We start from the raw sequence: 22354 nt of genomic DNA, 5'->3' as shown, positions 1-22354 counted from the left end.
TAACACGCTATTCTTCTTTAGTTAAAAATTCATTTAAGCTTTTTGCCAACTCTTCTGTACCTTTCTTCATATAAGCCGATACTTTATAATATTGTTTTCCTTGCCAACCTATTTTTTCCAAAAACTCCTGACATTTAGAATCAACTTCATCAGCCAATAGATCAATCTTATTCATAACCAAAAGTCTTGGTTTATTGTAAAGTTCTTCACTATATTTTTTTAACTCTTTCTCAACTGCAAAATAGTTTTCTGCTGGGTCAGAATTATCAAATGGTGAAATATCTACCACATGCAACACACATCTAGCTCTTGTTAAATGCTTTAAAAATCTTAGACCTAGCCCAGCACCCTCTGCAGCACCTTCTATAACTCCAGGAATATCTGCCATTACAAAACTATCAACGCCTACTTTGACGACTCCTAAATGAGGATACATTGTTGTAAAAGGATAGTCTGCTACTTTAGGAGTAGCTGCCGAGACTGATCTTATTAAGGTTGATTTACCTGCATTTGGTAAACCTAAAAGGGCAACATCTGCTAATAAATTAAGCTCTAACCTAACTTCTTTATACTCACCCTCTTCACCTAAAGTAAACTTTCTTGGCGCTTGGTTTGTACTACTCTTAAAATGTACGTTTCCTATACCCCTTTTCCCGCCAGAGACTATTTTAAAGATTTCCCCATGCTTTAATACTTCACCCATCTTTATATCAGTCTCGATATCAAAGACGCTTGTACCTACAGGAACTACAAGATATAAATCATCACCTGCTTTTCCATAGCAATTTCTACCCATACCAGCCTGTCCATTTTCTGCCTGATATTCTCTTTTGTATCTATAGTCTATAAGAGTATTTACACCTTCATCTGCTTGTAAATAAATGCTACCTCCATGTCCACCGTCGCCACCATCTGGACCACCCCTGGGAACATATTTTTCTCTACGGAAGCTAACGCATCCATTACCGCCCTTGCCAGCCTGTAATTTAACTACTACTTCATCAACAAATCTCATAATTAGAAGAACATTTTAAATTTTATATATTTTATAAAGTCTAATTATATACCTTTGGAAAAAAATTATCAGTTGGTATTTTTTCATTTGTCTTTATATAAATTATTATTCATAATTCATTTTTAATGATTAATTTATTTTTCTAAAAAAATGTATAAATATGATTTAACTTCAAAACTCCTACACTGGATTAGTGTAATACTTATATTTACAATGATCTGTTTAGGGTTTACTGCATCTTTCACAGATAATTATTCCGTGATATGGTTTCATAAATCTTTTGGGATAACTCTTTTGATAATAATGACTTTTCGTCTTATTTGGCGTTTCACAAAAATGCATAAGCCTGATTATGAAGTTAAGATAGCTCTACCTAAACTTGTTTTTGCTAAATTTATTCACTTTATGCTTTATGCTAGTGTTTTCACAATGCTTTTATCCGGCTGGTTATCTAGTTCTTTTGCACACTATCCTGTACCATTTTGGGGATTAAACGTATCCTTACCAGTTCCGCTAATAAAATCAGTTTCTCATTTCTTATGGGATGTCCATACAACGACCATTTATGTATTAATTACTTGTATAATTTTACATATGATTGGGACGACTTATCATTTTATAAACAAAGATAAAATTTTAGAAAGAATGCTTTAAAGTCAGCTATGTCAAGACTACTCTCGACATAGCTCGATTAAGGTTTGCAGCCTTCTTGCCTTATTAGTAACAAAGGGATTACTTTCATCCCAAGCATAGCCTGCTAATATGGAGCTAATCATAGCTTTTATTTTAGCACTTGTTTTTTGTTTAAATATAACATCTTGTAAACCACCATCATACCAAAATCTAACGAATGTTTTAAAAACTTCAACTCCCTTAGACAAAGGTTCACTAAACTCCTCTTCCCAGTCAACAATTTCTCCTTGAAACTGTCTATCAAGTACCTCTACAGCTAGGTACGCTGATTTAACAGCGATAGTCACGCCTGATGAAAACACCGGATCTAAGAATTCTGCTGCATTGCCTAATAGAGCATAACGCTCGCCATGCAATGATTTAACATTAGCAGAATAGCCTGAAATACTCTGCACCTCACTAACAACCTCTGCATTTTTTAATAAATGATTCAAATGTTTCATCTCGGAAATTAGACGCCATAAGATTTCATTATTATCATTATCAGAATTTTGTAATTGCTCTTCTCTAGCAACAACTCCTATAGATGCTTTACCATCAGCAAAAGGTATTAGCCAATACCAAATATCTTTATGCTCTGGGTGTACGCTTATTAAAATCTTATCTCGATCATATTTTTTATCTAAAATATTGTCTTGAATATGACAAAAGCATGCTTTCCTTACCGGAAATTCTGAAGGATACTCTAAGTTTAAAAGACGAGGTAATACACGCCCATAGCCGCTAGCATCTAATATAAAATCTGCTTTAATAGTGAAATATTTTGAATCTGGTAAGCTTAAGACTTTTAATTCTACACACTCTTGTTTTTGTTTTACTTCTTTAACTTCTGTTTGATAATATATTTTCACACCAAGATTCTCACACTTATCGGCCAAAATCTTGTCAAACTTATCTCGGCGAACTTGGTAAGTCGTTCCATAACCCTTACTAAACTTTTTAGTGAAATCTACTACAGTTGATAATTTATCATTATTAAATGCAGCACCATCTTTATATTGAAAACTTGGTTCCTGGGCTAGTTCATCAAACATCCCCGCTTTTTCCAAGAATTCCATAGATTGAGGCAATAAGCTTTCTCCTATAGAAAATCTTGGAAAAACACTTCTTTCTAGAATTACAACCTGATAACCTTTTTTTACCAATAATGCTGCAGCTACAGAGCCAGATGGCCCCGCTCCAATTATTGCGACTGTGGTTTTAATTATACTATCCACTAATAAAGCTAATTTTTTAAATATAACCATAAGAATAGCACCAAAAAGCTATCCACAGAAATTATTTACCATACATTAAACTATCCAAGCACTTTTTAATATAGGATAAGTTACAAATATAAATTGGGCCATATTAACAAAATAATGACAAATTATACTCACTTCTAATCTCTTGGTTTTTACATAACTAAATCCATAAATTAAGCTTGCCACAAAAGCTAATATAGCAAAGTTTACTCCTGCAAAAACAATATGAATCACTGCAAATAAAATAGAGGTAATCAGCACAGCAATGATGCTACTACTATACTTAGCTATACTATTTTGAACAAAACCTCTCCAGAATATCTCCTCTGATATACATGTAAAAATAAGATTAACAATAGCAAACAATAAAGTTATCTTTGTTAATTTAACATCCCAATGTACAAAACCAAGAGCAAAAATTATCGGAATTAAAATGACTATACTTATTAAACCATAAAATAGTCCTGATCTAATGATTAAAGGCAGCTCTTTAAATTTTGCTAGCTTTATTTGAACAGAAAATAATAATAGACCATATGCTGACACTATCGAATCATAATTAAGATACAATGAAAAAGGTATAGCATCTTTTGATATGTAAACATTATTTAATAACTTTAGATTATTAAATCCTGGTATTACATGAGCAGACAAAAGCAATAAAAATATAAAAGCTAATATCGTGATAGGAACATGTATCAAAGTTTTTGTATAAGATTCTCTTAATCCAAAAGAAAAAATAAATACTAGAAATATAGATATAAGACCTAATGGTTTAACTATTCCCACATTCAAAGCAAACACAATAGAAACTGAAAAAATTATGATACTTACTGGTCGAAGCTCTTTTTTCCATAAGAGTAATAAAGATAAGACAATTAGAATATAGGGTAAATAAATATTCACTTAGGGTTTATTTTTGCAATCTATAAACTTCACAAAGTTCATCCATAGATTTAGTAATTGTAACCTTATGTTGCTCTCTATCTAAAAGCTCTTGCAATGCTTCTGTTGGAGGTACATTAATATTTAATATAGGTTCAATAACAGATTCAAATTTAGCAGGATGTGCTGTTGATACAACTATGTAATCTTTATCACTATCATATTGGCTTCTAGCAACAAATCCTGTCGCAGTATGAGGACAGATAATCTCACCATATTGATCATATACTTGTTTTATTTCTTCTATAATCTCAAAATCAGAGACACAAACAGCTTTTACATTTTTTCTAAAACTCTCATAGTCTCCTAATAAATACAGTAGCCTTTCAAAATTACTAGGATTACCAACATCCATTGCATTTGCTAAGGTTTCAACACTTGCTCTTGGACTAAACTTACCAGTATCTAAATAATCTACAATTGTATCATTCGCATTTAAGCTCATAGATATTTCATCTATAGGGAAACCCATCTCTTTAGCCCAAAAAGCTGCTGTAATATTACCAACGTTGCCAGAAGGTACTATATAATTTGCTTTTTTACCTGTTTCCAAATAATACTGCCATGATGTATAAGCATAATAAGTTGATTGCGGTAATAAACGTCCAATATTTATACTATTTGAAGTATTTAGTTTTGTTCTTTCTGTCCACCAGGGTGTTCTAAAAGCTTCTTTAACTAAAGCCTGACAATCATCAAATACTCCTTCAACTTCAACAGCTTGAATATTATCACCCCAGCAAGTTATTTGTCTTTCTTGTCTTTTAGATATCTTTCCTCTAGGAAACATAACTACTACTCTAATATTCCTCTTCCCATAGAACGCTGCTGCCACAGCAGATCCAGTATCTCCTGAAGTAGCAACAAGTATAGTAAAAGGTTTATCACTTTCAATGAAGCTTAAACAATTTGCTAAGAATCTAGCTCCAAAATCTTTAAATGATAAAGTTGGACCATGAAATAGTTCTAAAATAGAGGTGTTTTTATTTAGCCTTTTTACTGGTACTGGAAATGTAAAAGCATTTTGACAAATTTTATGTAAAAAAGGCTCTAATTCATCTCCTTCAAAGAACTCTTTTAACATACTTGCAGCAAATTCTGGATAACTCATACCCTTCTCAAAGCTTTTCCAATCAACTGTAGGAAATCTTTCTGGAACAAATAATCCTCCATCAGGAGCTAGTCCAGACTGCATAGCTTCACTTAATGAAACCTTGATATTATTACCTCTAGTACTAATAAAATTCATTCTTCTACCTTTATTATTTTTTCTCTAATAAGTATGCGCCTTTCTTGCTCATAGCACTAATCCAGCTATCAGCGCTTAAACTAAACTCATTAAATTTGTTTCTCATAGCATTAACAACTGCATCAACATTATCTTCTTTTTTAACCAAAGCAAACATAGTCGGTCCAGAGCCAGATATCCCACATGCAATAGCTCCAGCATCTTTAGCAGCTTTCTGAACATCATAAAACCCAGTTATCAACCCTGCTCTTCTTGGCTCAATAAGTACATCCTTCAAGCTTTCGCCCAATAGATCTATATTATGAGTATATAAAGCACTTATAACTGATGCCAAACAAGAGCTATGTTCAACAATTGTAGACAAATCATATGGTTCTTTTAAGAGTTCTCTAGCTTTTTTTGTTTCTATTGAAAGATCTGGGCAAACAATAGCAACATTACAATCTACAATTGGTAGATCTATTTTTTTGCATGGTTTTGAGCTTTGTAACAATACTAAACCACCAAACATACACGGTACAGCATTATCACCATGAAAAGACCCAGATATAAGGCTTTCACCATATATAGCATAATCAATCAAATCATCATATGAATATGGTTCTTCAAAGAATGCATTCATGGCTACTAGCGCAGCAACTGAAGAAGCCGCTGAACCTCCCATACCCGAACCAAGCGTTATACCTTTGTTAATATAAACATCAAAACCAATATCAATACTTTTATCTGAAAGAAATTTTTTAATAACGGCTGTTGCAACATTTTTTTCACTGTCAAAAGGAAGTTTATCGGCCCCTGCTACTCCTATTATTTCTTTTATAACCAGCTTAGAATCATTTCTTTTTTTGAGCTCTATAGTATCTCCCACTCCATCTATAGCAAAACCTAAAAGATCATATCCAACTGCAAAGTTTGCACTAGTTGCTGGAGCAAAAGCTTTAGATGAACTTATGTTAGCGAGTTTCATAAATTATTACTTTTCTCTTATTACAGTTATAACATCTGCATAAACACCAGCTGCTGTAACTTGAACACCGGCACCTGCACCTTGGATAACCATAGGTTGAGTATATCTTTCAGTAGTTATCATCACTATATTGTCAGTGCCTTTTACATTAGCAAACGGACTACCTTCATCGTACGCTTGGATACCTACATTAGCACTTCCATTTTCGATAGTTCCAACATAATGAACTCCTGCAAGATTTTGTTTTTTATTTTCAATCTGCTTCATTATCTGATTATTAAATGTAGGAAGTTTTTCAAAAAATTCTTCTACACTACACTCTCTTAGTTCTTCTGGGACTAAGTTCTCTATAACCAGATCATTTAAACCTATATTTAAACCTATTTCTCTTGCTAAGATTGTAGTTTTTCTTGCAACATCCATACCCGATAAGTCTTGTCTAGGATCTGGTTCTGTATAACCTGCATCATATGCCATCTTAACAGCATCAGAGAAAACTACACCATTATTTAATTGCGTGAATAAATAACTTAATGTTCCTGAAAAAATACCTCTAATAGATTTAACATCATCTCCACTCTCAACCATATTTTGCAATGTGTTTATAAGTGGTAAGCCTGCACAAACGTTCGTTTCATATAAAAAACTTGCTCCATTTAAATTAGCTGCTTTTCTTAGTTCTTGATAATATTCATAATTACCTGAATTAGCATACTTATTAGGAGTTACAACGCTCAATCCTTTCTGTAAAAACTTAATATAGCTTTTAGAAACATTTTCACTAGCTGTAGCATCTATAATAATTTTCTTAGTAGCAGATGCACGAGACATAAAGTCAGCCAATTTCTCTAAATTAACTGGTTCTGTTTTTTCAACTAACAGATTATCTATATTATCGAATAAAAGATTTTCATAAACAATTCTCATCCCTTTAGAGTTAGTTACTCCAATAAGGACTAAATTTACACCTTTAGCATACCAACTTTCATAAGTTTGTTTCATTTGCTTAATAAAAGCTTTACCAATTTTTCCAGCTCCTATTATCGCAATAGCAATATCATCACTTACAGTGTTATAGTGACGGTGCATAGCTTGAACACCACGATTTTCATCTTCTGCTTTGACTGCAAAAGTCACACTTCTTTCAGATGAGCCCTGAGCAATAGCATGAATATTTATGTTTGCCAATTTAAGTGAATTAACTAGTTTTGCTAGTGATCCAGTCTTAGCTTTCATACCTTCACCAACAGCTGTAATTAAAGAATAATGCTTTTCAACCACTATCTCTTCGATAAGATTACTTTTTATATCTCTTTCAAACTCAGTTCTTAAAGCTTCTGTTGCTTTATCAGCATCAGAACTATCAATTGCAAAACATATTGAATATTCCGAGCTTGCCTGAGATATCATCATCACAGAAACTTTAGCTTTTTCTAAAGCTCCAAAAACCTTAACTGAAATACCTGAAACGCCTATCATGCCAGCACCTTGGACTCGAACAATAGCAACATTAGGCACACTTGTTAAACCTTTAATAAGTCCTTGATCTTCATCTTTTTCAGCACTTATTTTTGTACCTTCTTCATTTGGTGTATAACTACTCTTTATATATATAGGAGTATTCTCTAAAGCCATAGGCGCAATAGTAAGAGGATGTACAACTGATGCTCCAAAATACGCGAGCTCTAAAGCTTCTTTATATGTTAATTTAGTAAGAGGTTTTGCTTCTGGTACTACTTGTGGGTTAGCACTATATACACCTGCAACATCTGTCCAAATATATAGCTTTCTTGACTGTAAAAGCCTTGCAAATATTGCTGCTGAATAATCACTACAATTTAAGCCTAGAATAGTTCTCTTTCCATACTTATTTTGAGCAATAAAACCAGTGATTACATACACATCGGCTGGATTAGCTTCTATGATAGCTTCAAGTTTCTCTAAACTTACCTGCCAATTAACTGCAACTGGATAATTGCTATCGTTAACAATCAAGCATTCTGAAGCATCAATAAAATATGAGTTTTCACCTTTTGACTTTAAGTATGCTGCTAAAATCTGAGCTGACCAGATTTCTCCAAAGCCTAAAATGAAAAATCTTAAGCTGTCTGCACAAAAACCTGTAATAGTCATTGTACTTAGAATATGTTTTATATTACGCAAGTCTGTAAGTATTAATGAACTTAAATCCTCATCATTTGGCATTAGTTCTTTAATAATTTCATTATGGTGATCAAAAATTAAATTAATAGTTTCATCATAATCTTGTCCAGCTATAGCTTGGTCTATACTTTTCTGCAGGTTTCTAGTTGTTTTTGCAGATGCTGAAACAACTATAGCCTCATCTTTACAAGTTACAATATTAGAAACATTTTTTATTTTTTCTGCTGTAGCAAGACTACTCCCACCAAACTTATGTACTATCATACTCACACTCTTATGTTTAACAAATATAAAATTAGCTAGTTTTGTATTATACTTTAACAGTAAATTTTATCACTAAGAATTATGGGGATTTTTATGCTTAAAGTAGGTTTTATTGGTTGGCGAGGAATGGTCGGCTCTGTTTTAATGTCTAGAATGGTTGAGTCAAAAGATTTTGATAATATCGCACCAACTTTCTTTTCAACTTCGCAAGTAGGGCAAAAAGGTTCAGGTTTCATAGAAAAATATGGACTATTACAGGATGCTAATGATGTTAAGCAATTAGGAAAGATGGATATTCTTCTAAGTTGCCAAGGTGGAGAGTACACAAAAGAAATATATCCAAAACTTAGAGCTTCTGGCTGGAAAGGGTTTTGGATAGATGCTGCATCTGCTTTACGCTTAGAGAAAGATAGTACTTTAGTTTTAGATCCTCTTAACCATGATCAAATTGTAAAAGCTATACAAAGTGGTAAGAAAGATTTTATTGGAAGTAACTGTACTGTTAGTTTAATGTCATTAGCAATATCTGGTCTATTAAAGGAAGACTTAGTTGAATGGGTTAACTCTAGCACTTACCAAGCTATCTCAGGATCTGGTGCAGCGGCTATGCAAGAGTTACTGGTACAAACTAAACTTTTAAATGAAAAAGATGATGCAAACAAAGACATCTTAACTAGAGAAAAGACACTAAGAGAATTGTCAAAAAATGCTTCACTAATTCCTCAGGAAAAAACTGTTCAAACCCTAGCATACAATCTACTACCTTGGATAGATGTTGCTATGGAGAATGGACAAACTAAAGAAGAATATAAAGCTGCTACTGAACTTAACAAAATACTTGCTACTAAAACATATATCCCTGTTGATGGAGTTTGTGTAAGAGTTCCTAGCCTAAGATCTCACTCTCAAGCACTTACAATAAAACTAAAGAAAAAACTAACTATTGAAGAGATCCAAGAAAAAATATCTAAAGGTAACGAATGGGTTAAAGTCGTTGAAAACAATAAAGAAGACACTTTAAAAAACTTAACTCCTCAAGCAACTTCAGGAACGTTAGATATAGCTATAGGTCGTATCAAGCAATCTCTAATAGCTGATGATATATTTCATTGTTTCACAGTTGGTGATCAACTACTTTGGGGAGCTGCTGAGCCTTTAAGAAGAGTTCTAAACATTATATTAAAAGAAACGCCTAAAAAAAGTTCGCAAATGGATTTATTGTAAAAGCTAAGCTGATAATTTGACAAACAATTACCAATCCTCCTAATATTGCAGCATACATATTTGGCAATCTTATTTTATTTTCTTTATCTAGAAGCATTGGTGTGAATACAAATACGATCACTGCAAATATAGCTGCATATTGCAAAGCAAGGATAAACCCTTTTGGATAGAATATTGTAAATATCAATGGTGGAATAAAAGTCAATAAACTAACGTTTATATGATTTATCTTCCTATTAAATCTTGAGAAAATATCTCTTATATAATGCATAAGTGATATTCCAACACATAAAAATGATGTAATAATCGCCACGTTAACAAATACATTTAAAAATAATTGTATTGTTGCCGAACTAGTTATCATTTTTATTTCAGCCACAAAATCCCCTAAGCTATTACCATTACCAAAAATACTTTGATAACTATGCTCCCCAGCCTGAGGAATCAAGGCTAAACATAAAAGTAACCACAATATATATATGAATAGAACACTAAGGCTACCTATAAGTATACTCTTACGAATACTATTTATATCACCCTCCTGATATTCATATAAAACCGGAATAATATTTTGAAAACCAAATGATGGTAAAAGAGTTGGCCACGCAAATACTAAAGCCAGTATAGATAATGGAGTTACTTTCAAATAGTCTGGATTAATATATACAACCATCCATCCCAAACACAAAATAAAAAATACCAGTTTTAAAAATACAAATGTTCTATTTGCATAATCACTAATCTTATAACTATACATAAATGAGCTAAAAATCAGAATAAAGATAATTGCACTAACTGCTGTATTCATATCAGATGAAGTATCTTTTGAAGCAGCTTGTCCTATAGCTTCAATAAGGCTAGATCCCTGAGTCGTGTAAGCCGACATTAATGAATATAAAAGTAGCATATATACAATCGTAAAAAACAATTGATATGCTCTAGAAGAACGCGATTCCATCATAGTTGTGAAATTAACCCCTAATGGATACTCAGAGCATACTTTTAATAGCTTCAATGCCATTAAATACATTACACTCCATGACATTATCAATAAAACTATTGCTGTAAAAAAGCCACATGAGGCAACTATAAGAGGTAAAGAAAGCATACCAGCCCCTATAGTTGTACCTATAATTAACAATACACTACCAAAAGATTTTGAAAACATTAATAATAAGTTTAGGAATAACTTTAAAATTCATATTACCACATAAAATTAAGTATCTATAACTATTAAGTATCAAACGTTTACAGAGTCTCTAATATAGAAAAGTCCACTAACCGGATTTAATATGTCTGAAAAATCTTTTGAGAAATATATCCTTTTTTCCACACCACATTCAGTTTCTAATCCTAAATCACACTCCATCGCATTTGGCATTGCATAAATTTGTTTTCTATCTTCATCAAACAATATTTGTATATTTTGATCATCAACCCCAATATTTATAGGATCTTCAGCCAAAGAAATATTATTACTACTATCAGTACCAATCATATATATTTTCTTATCTGTTATTAAAAATATATATCCAAATCTTACTATAACTGACTTTGTGATTTCACCATTATAGTTTATAGAACCTACAGTAGCGATATCTATAGAATCAAAAACTTGATTAGCAGCAAACACATCATAAGTGAAAAAATCAATATTCCCATCATGATCAAGATTAGTAGAATTAACCATTCCATATATATAACTACTACCATCAACCATCATTATTAATGGTAGCTTATTATAGTTTGATGAATGGTATTTACTAATAACTGGATAACTAACGCCGTTGATAGTTAGTCCATTCATATTGTCACTAGCTAAAGCATTTACATTATTTATTATGATAGCTACTGAATTTAATGAATCCATCGTACGTTGTGAAGAAGTCTGTATTCCATAGCTTTCTGAAACAGTACTAGGGCATTCACCTATTTTCTCCGCTAAAGAATTATTCTCAAGGTTCACTTGATAATACTCCCAATGAGATGCAGAATTTTCACTAAAAATTGATAATATTGGAGCCGGCGTATTAGACCAAGCTAAGTTTCTTATTGAGTTATTAGTAAAGTCAGTTCTAATTATCCAATTTGATAAATCAGTTTTTGCTTGCTCTGAATTTTGAACCAAGGTACTTAAGGCTGTTGATGAAGTATAAAGCTCTAACCCATCGTTAATAACAATAGCCATATACATAGTCCAGCTACCATTAACTAAATTCCACCCCACACTCAGTGAACTAATATTACTAACTCCTTCAGGCAAAGTCAGATCAAACGAACCTCCAACTCTAGACTTAAAACTAATAGTTGTACCATCAATCTCGAAAGCTCCTATAAAACCAACCTCAGAATCAATAAGAGAATTATTACTTAATCTCAAATCCTTTTCATCGCTAGATAAAAATTTTGTATTTATGAAAGGAACATTAACTGGTATCAAACTATTATCATACTGAGAATATTTAGTCATATCCTTAAAAACTGAAGTACTATACAAGAACTCTCTAGACCCAATAAGTTTTGCATCTGAATCATCATTAAATACCTTATATGCAAACTTATCTACTTTAGCTATCGCAGGCTCATCTGAATAAACATCTCCACTAATAAATGGCCCCAAAGCTATTGTACTACCAGACGCAATCTTGGTTATCTGGTAGCGAAAACCACCTTTTGTTTCATCAACATTTTGAACTGTAGAGTTATTTCCTAGATAGTTTTCTAAATAACTATCAACTGAAAATTTTGATGAAAGTAAATCATCCAATCCTAAGCCCGAAAGAGTATTTAATCTACTTATATAAGAAGCTCCTGAAATAACTATCATTAAAACAAAAGCTATTATTAGCACATAAGTTAAGGCTGAACCTTTTTGTATTTTTGAATATTTAATTAACATTTATCGGAATAATTCTATTATATGTTTGTCCATTAATATCAAAAGATAACTTCAAACCCGAAACATTCTTATCCAGCCTAGTTGCAGAACTGATACTACTCCAGTTTATATTACTTCCCTGTGAAACATCTTCAGTTTTTACATACGCTATTTTTAAATTGCTTACTCCATCTATAAGCTCATATGACATCCCTCTAGAAGAACTATCTCTAATATAAAGATATAATGAATAAATTTTATTACCTAACTTATCAAGTCTACCTGTATCGCGTATATAATATATATCTAGCTCATACTTACCAACATAACCACCTTTGCCTATAGAAGAATCTATATTATTAGATATCGTTATACTCGTCTCCTCTCCATTAGTTGATATATCTGAAATTTTCATAAGATTATAGGCATTGGCTGTACAAGTAATAATATACTCATCACTTGCCAATTCTTTTATAGAGTTTTTTGGCACAGTAAATACTAGTCCTGAACTATCAGATACCGTGTTTGTGTATTCCGTATCTCTTTGAATCATTAAATAATCAGTTCCAATCTGAAAACACTCTCCACTACAATCTCCCTCCATACTACCAGGCAGACCATAATCATTAGGAAAAGGCATATTACCTACAGAAGCCACGCCTTTTTCTAAGATACTTAACATATTATCTCCAGTATTATCTTCAAAAGATTGATTCTGCGAACCATACACACATGCAAAACCCATATTACTTAAGATATTTTCAAAGGCTTGCTTTACCATCAAAGCTTTTACATTATCATTAGCCTGTTGATTAATATTCTGGTAAATCTTTTTAACACCAACGTATGTTGTTATAGAGCTACCTATAACTATCACAGATATAGTCATAGATACTAATAACTCTACTAAAGTTATTCCTTTCTGATATTTATTCATTAAAAAGCACAACATTAAAACTCTGAGTTATACTATAACCTAAATAGGAAACTTCTATAGTTACTGGATTCTGGCCTGCATATAATATTCCCACACCTTTATAGGAAGACTCTCCGCCTAGTGCATTACAGTAATAACTACCATACCCATCCATAAAAGAATTATAATTAACAGCTAAGGTAGATTGACACCCAGATGCATAAGCATCCCATTTCTGAACTCCAATTGCATACTCTGAATTTGCATTGTTAATCACATTAACAGTGACTGGAGTACCATCCACTATATCTTGACCTATAAGATCTATAACATAGCCAGTTCCATTAAGATAGTCTGGTAGATATCTAAGCTCAATATCAAAAGGATAAACTTCAATATCTTTAGTTACCATTGCTTCCTGACCTGCTTCATCAACAACTTTTAAAGAAACTGTTTTACTACCATAAGAAGTATATTGAGCCACTACATTCTGATTAATCTCTGTAGTAACAATATCATCAGCTCCACCATCAAAGCTATAAGTATAAGTAGCTTTATCCGTATATATAGTTGTTCCAGATGCATTAAACGTACATTTAGAAGCATTACACTCTCCAAAGTTTAAAACAGGATTTGGGAGCGGTGGTGGTGAGACAGTAACAGGGATAGTTTTATTATCTTTTATACCATATTTGTCAGATACAGTAAGCGTGACCTCATACTGTCCATAATCTGAATATTGAATTTCTATATTTTGAGAAGCATTAGATGTAGTCTCAGGAGAAATAATGACATTATTTCCTGTAGAGCTATAACTATATAATGCACTATCTGCAATAGAACCTTCTGCATTCAAAGTACACTCTTTATTATTACAACTTATAAGGTTTAATTTTGCTTGTGGCTTATTTGCTATAATCACAACTCTATTTAATAAAGCATTACTTGAATTTTCTTTTGAAGATATTTGTATTGTATTTGTCCCATCACCGTTATCTGTAGCTCCGACATTCACAGCACTAGCTACTCCAGCTATTTTCATCTCAGCTGCTGCTTGTTGTAAATTATCTGATTCTTGAATTTTCTTATTTAAACTATAGTCTTTAGCAATAAGTGCATCGAACAAAATGAAAAACATAAATAAAACAGCTAATAATATAGCTAATGCAATTAAAGTCTCAATCAATGAAACCCCTTTAAATTTAGATTTATTGCTCACAGAATGAAGCACTTACAACCCTTAATTAATTAAAGCTTAATAAAATTAAATCCTCCAAGTAATTTATAATTTTTACCAAAAAATAGCTACTTGAATAAATAAAATATTTACAAATAATATAAAAATTAATTTTAAATTCATGTAAATAAAATAAAAATTATGCAATAATGTAATCACCATAATAAAATCGTTCCAAACTTATGAAAAGAAAAAGTAAACAAAAAGGAATTGCTCTAATTGAGACGCTAATTTCACTAGTCATAATCATGTTCGTTTCTTTTTTTGCTTTTTCACTAATGTCTAACTTTATTACAAATGCAACATTACAAAATACTCAAACAGAATTATTAAATGAGCTGGATAATAGAGTAATCACATTTGATGCCTTAGGAACCTTCAATGAAAATGATTTTATTGACGGACGTCATGGCGTAATAAAGTTTTGTTACTCTAATACTAGCGATGATTCAAGTAATAATAGAATCTATACTTTTACAGCAACAAATACAGAAATGAATATTTCTAAAGATTTACTTGCAATATCAGATTCTATGTTACCAAATAGTACAAATACTCAAACAACAACAGAAAGCGGGGTGAATGTATGTTCTTAAAAAATAAAGGCTTCACAATCGTCGAATTATTAATAGCCTCTCTACTAACAATTATTACTGTAGGGATTTCTATAGAAGTTTATTTAGCAGTAAAAAAAGATTTTCAACTGGAGGAAATGGAATCAAAAGCTCTTGCTGATGCCTCTGAGGTAAGGCTAGCTCTATCTAATGCTGTAACAAATGCTGGATTTGACTGTAAGTATGGTCACTTTTCTTGGCATGATATAGAAAATATAACAGGTGACAATGTCCCAGAATTTGGTGATGAGAATTATAGAAGCATTCACGATGTTTACGTTGACAATGTAAATGGTTCAACAATAAATCTTCCTGATAACGCTATAGCAGGTACTGACTACTTGTTAATACAAGGTGCTAGCACAAGCTCAACTCTAACGTCAAATGCTACTTCAGGAACAAATAGTTTAGAAGTAAATAACTCTTTTGCCAATCAGCTTGAGGCAAACAATTATGTCGTTATATGTAGCTCCATTGCTTATACATTAGCAAAAGTAAGTGATCAAACAGCTACAGAAAATGGCAGGCTCATCAGCCCAATAACACTTACTAATAATCTAAAATGGAGTGTATATAGTGGTGATTACATAGGGAAGTATCAAGCAACCATATATTATATAGGTAGTAGTACAGATGCAGATGGATCTCCAACATCTTCCTTATTTAGCTATGAAAAAAATAATGTAGCGACTGAGCCTCAAGAAATTATGAGCGGTATTTCAGATATGCAAATAACTCTACATAAAATAGGTACAGGAAATACTGATGATGATTGGTTAACTCCATCTCAATTAAACCCAGATGAAAATCAGTATAGAAAAAAACTATTTAATGAAGTTGATGCTATAAAAATAGCTTTAACTATAAATGGCAATGTATCAACAACAACAGTAAAAATTAATTAAGGGAGGTATTTATCATGTTCAGAAAGCAAAAAGGTAGCTCCTTAGCCCTTACTCTTATATTCGCAACTACGATAGGTATTGTTCTAGCTGGAGTTGGATATACTCTTAAAATTAATTTATTAAGAAGCAAGAGTGTAAACGAAGCTCTACAAAGTGATCTTTTAAGAAAAGGAAATTTAAATAACCAAATTGACAGCAATAGCTTATCCAACCCATACTCAAATGAATCTATACCAGACTCATCTGTGGGAGATATTACAATTCACTCAGTAGTAACAAGTTTTCAACCTATATACTATAGTGCAGAGCTTTACAATTCTAAAGCTTATATCCAGTATGTAATAGAGCAAAACTATACTGAAGGTAGCAAGACTATGTTCAATAAGACAGTTAGATACAATGCACTAGCTCCAAACTCTTATGATCAATACACTGATGATATTATTCCTATAAATGTTCCCATAGTAAACTTTAATAATATGGATGATGCTGAGAAAGCCCATCGTTTAAGTGATGGTAGTATCCTTGATACAGAGATAGGATATATTAATTCATTTAAAAAAGATGAAAGTAACAATCTAGTATTAACTAATGGAAATATAACAATCTCAACACCAGCTGGAATAAGTGCTGACTTTAAAACATCGCTCGGCTGGGATCTTATACATGGTAGATGGACACTTTATATAGCTATATATGATAATAGTAAAATCTACACAACAAATATTCCTTTAGTTAATATAACCACTCCAGCACCTATTTCACCAAACTGGGGAGATGCTGTAGATTTCTCTAGCTTCCCATCATCTCCATTAGTGCTAGAAACAATATGGTATCAACCCGATGAAAATGTAACTCCTAAATTATTTATTGCTGGTAAATCGCTAGGAGGAGAAACCATCGATGCTCCCGAACCATCTGAGCCAATAAGCTACCCTCAATATGTTGAAGGAACAAATTATGCTAATGGTGATGTAGTAAAAAATAACGAAACTCTTTATTCTTGTAAAGTTGCAGGTTGGTGTAAAGGTGCTGCATGGGCTTATGCTCCGGGTAGTGGATCAGCTTGGTCACAAGCTTGGGATATATACGGCGGCAGTAATGATTCTAATGGCGGTCCAAGTGAAACTCAAGATACTCTTGTTTTCTATAGCTTTTCGCCATCTGATTCATCTATATCAGCTATTTTTAACGACAAAAATGCATCGACTTATAATGAACAGTTTACAAAAGATAAAATAAGTTTACTTGCTCCAAATCCTGCTGGAGGTATCAATACTGGGAAATATGTCTATGCTCGAGTAGGTAATCCTAATAGTAAATATATAACAAAGCTTATATCAATAGGGCCTGTTGTAACCGACATAACAGAGCATAATATGGCGAGCAGATCTGATACTACTCGTAGCTCTTTAATAGTCCCAACAAGCGACAATAGTATTAATTATTTCGAAATTGGAGATAACCAAATTTTCAGCTATTATCAAGATTCTTTAGGTAGCACAATGAAAACTCTAAGTTCTGGCCAATCTAGCTCCATGACTGGTCAGCCTTCAATAACAATACCAGGTGTTGGTCTTTTCTGGGCAAGCTATAGATCTAACGGAGGTCTATACTACTCTATTGCAGCAGACCAAATGGAAAAGACCCCAAATGATCCAGGTTATAGTAACTTACCAGTAATGCAAAATCCTCAACGCTTAAATGATATACAAAATAATAGAGTATATTTAAAAGAGTATGGTTTAGAATGCATTACTGGAGAAAGGTCTGGAGATGACTGCAATACTGAACAAACATTATATGATGAAAATAGTATTGATTCTTCTTTAGTCCCATTCTCTGTAGGTACTATACATACAAACACTAAATAATTTATTATTTATTTCTTCAATAATAGCTTATCGCTTTCTTTATAAGCTTTATCTGCAAAATCTCCCATCCAACTCTTAACTTGTTTAAAGTTTTCTATAAAGGTTGCTTTATCACCTTTTTCTACACCCTTTGCATTTTGTTGAACAAATTCTGCAAACTCCGCTACCATTTCTTTTCTACTATCATCAGACATTATTATATCGGCATATAGCCCAGGGCCTTGACTAAAAAGTCTTCCAACAATATTTAATTCCATTTTATAAACTGGACTTGCTAACTTTAGAACTCTATCTATATCGATATTCTTTTTCTTAAGAAAAAGACCTAAGCAATAAACACTGAAATGCTCAATACCTTGCACAAACGTCATGATATCATCATGATCTTTAGCTGACATATGCTCTATACTAAAGCCAATACTTTCTAGATCATCTAATAGCCACTTATATTTTTCTTCATTTCTCCCATCACAAACAGTTATCACTTGCTTATCAGGAATTTCAACAGTTGGTCCAAATATTGGATGTAGTCCAACCACAGGTCCTTGATATGCACTTAACATAGCCTCTAAAGGCTCTTGCTTAATACTTGTATAATCTGCTAACACACACCCTTCTGACAAAAATGGAACCACTCTATCTATTATTTCTTTCGTAAGATAAATAGGTACAGATATTATGACTAAATCCTTATTTTCTAATTTAGGCTGTGGATTCGCCCAATCCTTACTTCCAAAAATAGTCACTTCATAATCAGGAAAATACATTGAAAATAGTTTTTGAGTCATTTGACCCATTTCACCATTACCACCAACTATACAGATTTTTTTACTCATATTTTTATACCTTAAAATTGAAAGTAACAGGACCATCGTTAACTAAAAAAACTTTCATATCAGCTCCAAAAACTCCTGTCTCTATTTTTGAATATTTGGACTTAATAATTTCAACAAACCTTTCAAATAGCTCTTCTGCTTTGCTTGGAGGACAGGCGTTACTGAAGCTAGGCCTTAATCCCTTCTTAGTTTCTGCAGCAAGAGTAAACTGGGGAACAATTAGAATACCTCCATTTATAGAAGATACAGATAGATTCATCTTATTATTTTCATCTTCAAAAATACGATAATTTATTAGTTTATCAACCATTTTTTGAAGATTATTTGGTAAATCATCAGGCTCTATACAAACCAAAGCCATTAAGCCCTCATTTATAGATCCTACTACTTGATCATTTACAGATACACTTGCACAGCTAACTCTTTGTACAACAGCTAACATATAAAAATATTAATTAAATGTTTTAACAAAGAATTATATATGAAATTAATTTGAATTAATAAGAATAGATATTTAAATTTGGTATCCCGTAGGGGATTCGAACCCCTGTTGCCGCCGTGAAAGGGCAGTGTCCTAGGCCTCTAGACGAACGGGACATGCGGTAAATTATATATTTAAAGTAATTTTTGTCAAGACTTATAAGAGATAAAAAGTTAATTAATTATTCTTATCTGCATATATCTTAGCTTGTGCTGCTGACAATCTAGCTACAGGCACTCTAAATGGTGAGCAAGAAACATAATCTAAACCTAGATCATGGCAAAAAGCTACTGAATATGGTTCTCCACCATGTTCACCACAAATACCCATCTTAGCTTTAGGGTTAACTGCTTTAACCCCTTCTTTAGCTATTTGCATAAGCTTACCAACACCTTTAGGGTCTAGTCTAGCAAATGGATCAAAACTTAAGATACCCTTTTCTAGATATTCTTTAATGAATTTATTTGCATCATCTCTACTAAAGCCAAATGTCATCTGAGTAAGATCATTAGTACCAAAAGAGAAAAATTCACTTCCAGCTTCTGCAAGCATGCCAGCACCTATAGCTCCTCTTGGAGTCTCAAGCATAACACCAACTTTATAGTCAATATCCATTTTTTCTCTTGCTAAGATAGCATCTGCTGTCTCTCTGACGATTCCATTTAATAACTTAAATTCACCAAGTGTACTTACTAATGGAATCATTAATTCAGGACTTACTGCTATACCCATTCTTTTAACAGAAATAGCTGCGTAAATGATTGCCTTTGTTTGCATAACTATAATTTCCGGATAAGAAACTGCTAGTCTACATCCTCTATGACCCATCATAGGGTTTACTTCAGATAAAGACTCAATCCTACCTTCAAGTTCTTCTACACTTACTTTAAGTTCTCTTGCTAAAGCTTCAATTTCTTCATATTCTCTTGGCAAAAATTCATGAAGTGGAGGATCTATAAACCTAACTGTAACAGCTAAGCCATCCATAACCTCAAAAAGCTCTTCAAAGTCTTGCTGCTGCACAGGAAGTAACTTATCAAGAGCTTTCTGTCTTTCTGCTTTATTTTTAGCAAGAATCATTTGTCTTACATAAGAAATACGCGTATCTTCAAAAAACATATGCTCTGTACGGCACAGACCTATTCCTTCAGCGCCAAACATTCTTGCTGTAGCTGCATCAGATCTAGTATCAGCATTACATCTAACTCTTAACTTTCTTACTTCATCTACAAACTTCATAAAAGCTTCAAATTCAGCTGTAACTTCTGGATCAACTGTTTTAATAATACCTCTATAAACACTACCTTTTGTACCATCTAAAGAAATATAATCACCCTCTCCAAAAACTTGGCCTCTTTCGAAAGTAATGGTTTTTTCTTCTTCATTGATTCTTGCTGTTTCTAGTCCAGAAACACAGCATTTACCCATACCACGTGCCACAACAGCTGCATGAGAAGTCATACCACCACGTAAAGTCAAAATACCATTACAAGCATTCATCCCTGCAATGTCTTCTGGAGAAGTTTCTATCCTAACAAGTATTGTTTTTTCTTCACCTCTAGCTTTAGCATCAAGTAAAGAATCAACATCAAAATATATTCTACCACTAGCAGCACCAGGCGATGCTCCCAATCCTGAACCTAAGGCTCTTTTAGAAGCCAAAGCTTTTTCATCAAATTTAGGATGAAGAAGTTGCTCTAACAAATGAGGCTCAACCATCATCACAGCTTCTTCATTTGTTATCAACCCTTCTTCTACCATATCAACAGCTATCTTAATAGCCGCCTTTGCAGTTCTTTTACCATTTCTTGTTTGCAACATAAAAAGCTTACCATCTTCAATAGTAAACTCCATATCCTGCATGTTTTTATACACTTTCTCTAAATTAGTCGCGATTTTAACAAACTCTTCATAAACTTCTGGCATCGCATCTTTAAGAGTAGATATATGCGATGGTGTTCTAACACCAGCAACAACATCTTCACCTTGTGCATTAATTAAATACTCTCCAAAAAGCTCACTATCTCCAGTAGATGGATTTCTTGTAAAAGCGACTCCAGTACCTGAATTATTACCTGAGTTTCCGTAAACCATTTCTTGAACGTTTACAGCTGTACCCCAGTTATTAGAAATATTATTAATTTCACGATAAATAATTGCTCTTTCAGCATTCCATGATTTAAATACAGCTTCAACAGCTGCTAATAATTGTTCTTTAGCATTAGATGGGAAATCTTTACCAACTAGCTTTTTATATAACTTCTTATAATCATCAACGATCTGCTTATAATCATCACCATTTAGATCACAATCTAAATCAACTTTTCTTTCAGCTTTTTTTGCTTCTAAAATTTTGTCAAAACCATGCTTCTCACAGTCCATAACAACATCGGCAAACATCATAATAAATCTTCTATAACTATCATAAACAAATTGTTCGTTATTTGTCTTAGCTATCATCGCTTTAGCTACATCATCATTTAGCCCAAGGTTTAAAACTGTATCCATCATCCCTGGCATTGAAACTCTAGCGCCTGAACGGACTGATACTAATAAAGGATTTTCTGAACCTCCAAATTTTTTACCAGTTCTTTGCTCCAACTTCTCAACACTAACAAATATTTCCTCTTTTAAGCTTTCAGAAAGCCTCTGTTTATCATCATAATATTTAAGACAAGCTTCTGTTGTAACTGTAAAACCATCAGGTACAGGTAAACCACTATTTAACATTTCACTTAGATTTGCTCCTTTCCCACCAAGCAAATCTCTCATTTCTTTATTACCTTCGCTAAAAGCATAGACAAACTTTGACATTACAACTCCTCTCAAGTTATTTATTTTAAAGTTTC

18 protein-coding genes and 1 tRNA gene are annotated in these 22354 nt (G+C 32.7%); 5 read left to right on the top strand and 14 right to left on the bottom strand.

Features of this window, described 5'->3' with window-relative positions:
• Positions 1-7: 7 nt before the first annotated feature.
• Positions 8-1015 carry an Obg family GTPase CgtA gene (cgtA, locus tag DNK87_RS04680; protein WP_119329748.1) on the bottom strand — a complete coding sequence of 336 codons (1008 nt, stop codon included), beginning with the start codon at positions 1013-1015 and terminating at the stop codon, positions 8-10.
• A gap of 150 nt (positions 1016-1165) precedes the next feature.
• Between cgtA and DNK87_RS04675 the strand changes: the two genes are divergently transcribed.
• Entirely contained in the window at positions 1166-1669 is a 504-nt protein-coding gene (locus tag DNK87_RS04675; RefSeq protein ID WP_119329747.1) for a cytochrome b, read from the top strand.
• A gap of 17 nt (positions 1670-1686) precedes the next feature.
• On the opposite strand, the gene DNK87_RS04670 is transcribed toward DNK87_RS04675, so the two are convergent.
• From DNK87_RS04670 to thrA, 5 genes are all read right to left on the bottom strand, one after another.
• Positions 1687-2955, bottom strand: a complete 1269-nt coding sequence (locus DNK87_RS04670) for an NAD(P)/FAD-dependent oxidoreductase (protein WP_119329746.1) — start codon at positions 2953-2955, stop codon at positions 1687-1689.
• A gap of 45 nt (positions 2956-3000) precedes the next feature.
• Positions 3001-3741, bottom strand: a complete 741-nt coding sequence (locus DNK87_RS04665; RefSeq protein ID WP_244614618.1) for a CPBP family intramembrane glutamic endopeptidase — start codon at positions 3739-3741, stop codon at positions 3001-3003.
• Positions 3742-3865: 124 nt separating this feature from the next.
• Complete coding sequence (gene thrC / locus DNK87_RS04660; RefSeq protein WP_119329744.1) at positions 3866-5146, bottom strand: threonine synthase; 1281 nt, start codon at positions 5144-5146, stop codon at positions 3866-3868.
• Between the two features lie 13 nt (positions 5147-5159).
• Positions 5160-6113, bottom strand: a complete 954-nt coding sequence (locus tag DNK87_RS04655) for a homoserine kinase (RefSeq protein ID WP_119329743.1) — start codon at positions 6111-6113, stop codon at positions 5160-5162.
• A 6-nt stretch (positions 6114-6119) separates the two neighbouring features.
• Complete coding sequence (gene thrA, locus DNK87_RS04650) at positions 6120-8540, bottom strand: bifunctional aspartate kinase/homoserine dehydrogenase I (RefSeq protein WP_119329742.1); 2421 nt, start codon at positions 8538-8540, stop codon at positions 6120-6122.
• 93 nt (positions 8541-8633) lie between these two features.
• On the opposite strand from thrA, the gene asd reads away from it, so the two are divergent.
• Complete coding sequence (asd, locus tag DNK87_RS04645) at positions 8634-9764, top strand: aspartate-semialdehyde dehydrogenase (RefSeq protein WP_119330134.1); 1131 nt, start codon at positions 8634-8636, stop codon at positions 9762-9764.
• Here the strand turns inward: asd and DNK87_RS04640 are convergent.
• From DNK87_RS04640 to DNK87_RS04625, 4 genes are all read right to left on the bottom strand, one after another.
• On the bottom strand, positions 9733-10932 hold the full coding sequence (locus DNK87_RS04640; RefSeq protein WP_119329741.1) for an amino acid permease: 1200 nt from the start codon (positions 10930-10932) through the stop codon (positions 9733-9735). The genes asd and DNK87_RS04640 overlap by 32 nt on opposite strands.
• A 72-nt stretch (positions 10933-11004) precedes the next feature.
• Complete coding sequence (locus DNK87_RS04635; RefSeq protein WP_119329740.1) at positions 11005-12663, bottom strand: hypothetical protein; 1659 nt, start codon at positions 12661-12663, stop codon at positions 11005-11007.
• Positions 12653-13579, bottom strand: coding sequence for a PilW family protein (locus DNK87_RS04630; protein WP_159240218.1), 927 nt, complete (start codon positions 13577-13579; stop codon positions 12653-12655). The genes DNK87_RS04635 and DNK87_RS04630 overlap by 11 nt, the downstream gene beginning before the upstream one ends.
• Entirely contained in the window at positions 13572-14789 is a 1218-nt protein-coding gene (locus DNK87_RS04625) for a PulJ/GspJ family protein (RefSeq protein WP_154401823.1), read from the bottom strand. The genes DNK87_RS04630 and DNK87_RS04625 overlap by 8 nt, the downstream gene beginning before the upstream one ends.
• 188 nt (positions 14790-14977) lie before the next feature.
• On the opposite strand from DNK87_RS04625, the gene DNK87_RS04620 reads away from it, so the two are divergent.
• Genes DNK87_RS04620 through DNK87_RS04610 form a run of 3 tightly spaced genes read left to right on the top strand, consistent with a single transcriptional unit; the run spans position 14978 to position 18188 of the window.
• Positions 14978-15391, top strand: coding sequence for a pilus assembly FimT family protein (locus tag DNK87_RS04620; RefSeq protein WP_119329737.1), 414 nt, complete (start codon positions 14978-14980; stop codon positions 15389-15391).
• A complete protein-coding gene (locus DNK87_RS04615; protein WP_119329736.1) occupies positions 15382-16314 on the top strand; it encodes a PilW family protein in 933 nt (310 codons plus the stop codon). Before DNK87_RS04620 ends, DNK87_RS04615 begins: the two co-directional genes overlap by 10 nt.
• 14 nt (positions 16315-16328) lie before the next feature.
• The gene (locus DNK87_RS04610; protein ID WP_119329735.1) at positions 16329-18188 is read left to right on the top strand and encodes a hypothetical protein; all 1860 of its coding nucleotides are present in this window, start codon (positions 16329-16331) and stop codon (positions 18186-18188) included.
• An 8-nt stretch (positions 18189-18196) separates the two neighbouring features.
• Here the strand turns inward: DNK87_RS04610 and tyrA are convergent, their stop codons facing one another.
• The 4 genes from tyrA to ppdK form a co-directional block, all read right to left on the bottom strand.
• Entirely contained in the window at positions 18197-19024 is an 828-nt protein-coding gene (tyrA, locus tag DNK87_RS04605) for a bifunctional chorismate mutase/prephenate dehydrogenase (RefSeq protein WP_119329734.1), read from the bottom strand.
• Between the two features lie 4 nt (positions 19025-19028).
• Positions 19029-19466 (bottom strand): D-aminoacyl-tRNA deacylase, encoded by a 438-nt coding sequence (gene dtd / locus DNK87_RS04600; protein WP_119329733.1) that lies wholly within the window; start codon positions 19464-19466, stop codon positions 19029-19031.
• A 79-nt stretch (positions 19467-19545) separates the two neighbouring features.
• Positions 19546-19621, bottom strand: a tRNA-Glu gene (locus DNK87_RS04595).
• Between the two features lie 61 nt (positions 19622-19682).
• Complete coding sequence (gene ppdK, locus DNK87_RS04590) at positions 19683-22319, bottom strand: pyruvate, phosphate dikinase (protein WP_119329732.1); 2637 nt, start codon at positions 22317-22319, stop codon at positions 19683-19685.
• Positions 22320-22354 lie beyond the last annotated feature (35 nt).

The organism is Pseudofrancisella aestuarii, assembly GCF_003574475.2.
Classification (GTDB): Bacteria; Pseudomonadota; Gammaproteobacteria; order Francisellales; family Francisellaceae; genus Francisella; species Francisella aestuarii.
Note: the sequence above shows the minus strand (reverse complement) of the source record. Positions and strands in the feature narration are given on the sequence as shown.

Bases quoted from the DNA above. Each gene is read 5' to 3' on its own strand.
- cgtA (WP_119329748.1), bottom strand. From the start codon at position 1,015: ATGAGATTTGTTGATGAAGTAGTAGTTAAATTACAGGCTGGCAAGGGC.
- DNK87_RS04675 (WP_119329747.1), top strand. From the start codon at position 1,166: ATGTATAAATATGATTTAACTTCAAAACTCCTACACTGGATTAGTGTA.
- DNK87_RS04670 (WP_119329746.1), bottom strand. From the start codon at position 2,955: ATGGTTATATTTAAAAAATTAGCTTTATTAGTGGATAGTATAATTAAA.
- thrC (WP_119329744.1), bottom strand. From the start codon at position 5,146: ATGAATTTTATTAGTACTAGAGGTAATAATATCAAGGTTTCATTAAGT.
- DNK87_RS04655 (WP_119329743.1), bottom strand. From the start codon at position 6,113: ATGAAACTCGCTAACATAAGTTCATCTAAAGCTTTTGCTCCAGCAACT.
- thrA (WP_119329742.1), bottom strand. From the start codon at position 8,540: ATGATAGTACATAAGTTTGGTGGGAGTAGTCTTGCTACAGCAGAAAAA.
- asd (WP_119330134.1), top strand. From the start codon at position 8,634: ATGCTTAAAGTAGGTTTTATTGGTTGGCGAGGAATGGTCGGCTCTGTT.
- DNK87_RS04640 (WP_119329741.1), bottom strand. From the start codon at position 10,932: ATGTTTTCAAAATCTTTTGGTAGTGTATTGTTAATTATAGGTACAACT.
- DNK87_RS04635 (WP_119329740.1), bottom strand. From the start codon at position 12,663: ATGTTAATTAAATATTCAAAAATACAAAAAGGTTCAGCCTTAACTTAT.
- DNK87_RS04630 (WP_159240218.1), bottom strand. From the start codon at position 13,579: ATGAATAAATATCAGAAAGGAATAACTTTAGTAGAGTTATTAGTATCT.
- DNK87_RS04620 (WP_119329737.1), top strand. From the start codon at position 14,978: ATGAAAAGAAAAAGTAAACAAAAAGGAATTGCTCTAATTGAGACGCTA.
- DNK87_RS04615 (WP_119329736.1), top strand. From the start codon at position 15,382: ATGTTCTTAAAAAATAAAGGCTTCACAATCGTCGAATTATTAATAGCC.
- DNK87_RS04610 (WP_119329735.1), top strand. From the start codon at position 16,329: ATGTTCAGAAAGCAAAAAGGTAGCTCCTTAGCCCTTACTCTTATATTC.
- tyrA (WP_119329734.1), bottom strand. From the start codon at position 19,024: ATGAGTAAAAAAATCTGTATAGTTGGTGGTAATGGTGAAATGGGTCAA.
- dtd (WP_119329733.1), bottom strand. From the start codon at position 19,466: ATGTTAGCTGTTGTACAAAGAGTTAGCTGTGCAAGTGTATCTGTAAAT.
- ppdK (WP_119329732.1), bottom strand. From the start codon at position 22,319: ATGTCAAAGTTTGTCTATGCTTTTAGCGAAGGTAATAAAGAAATGAGA.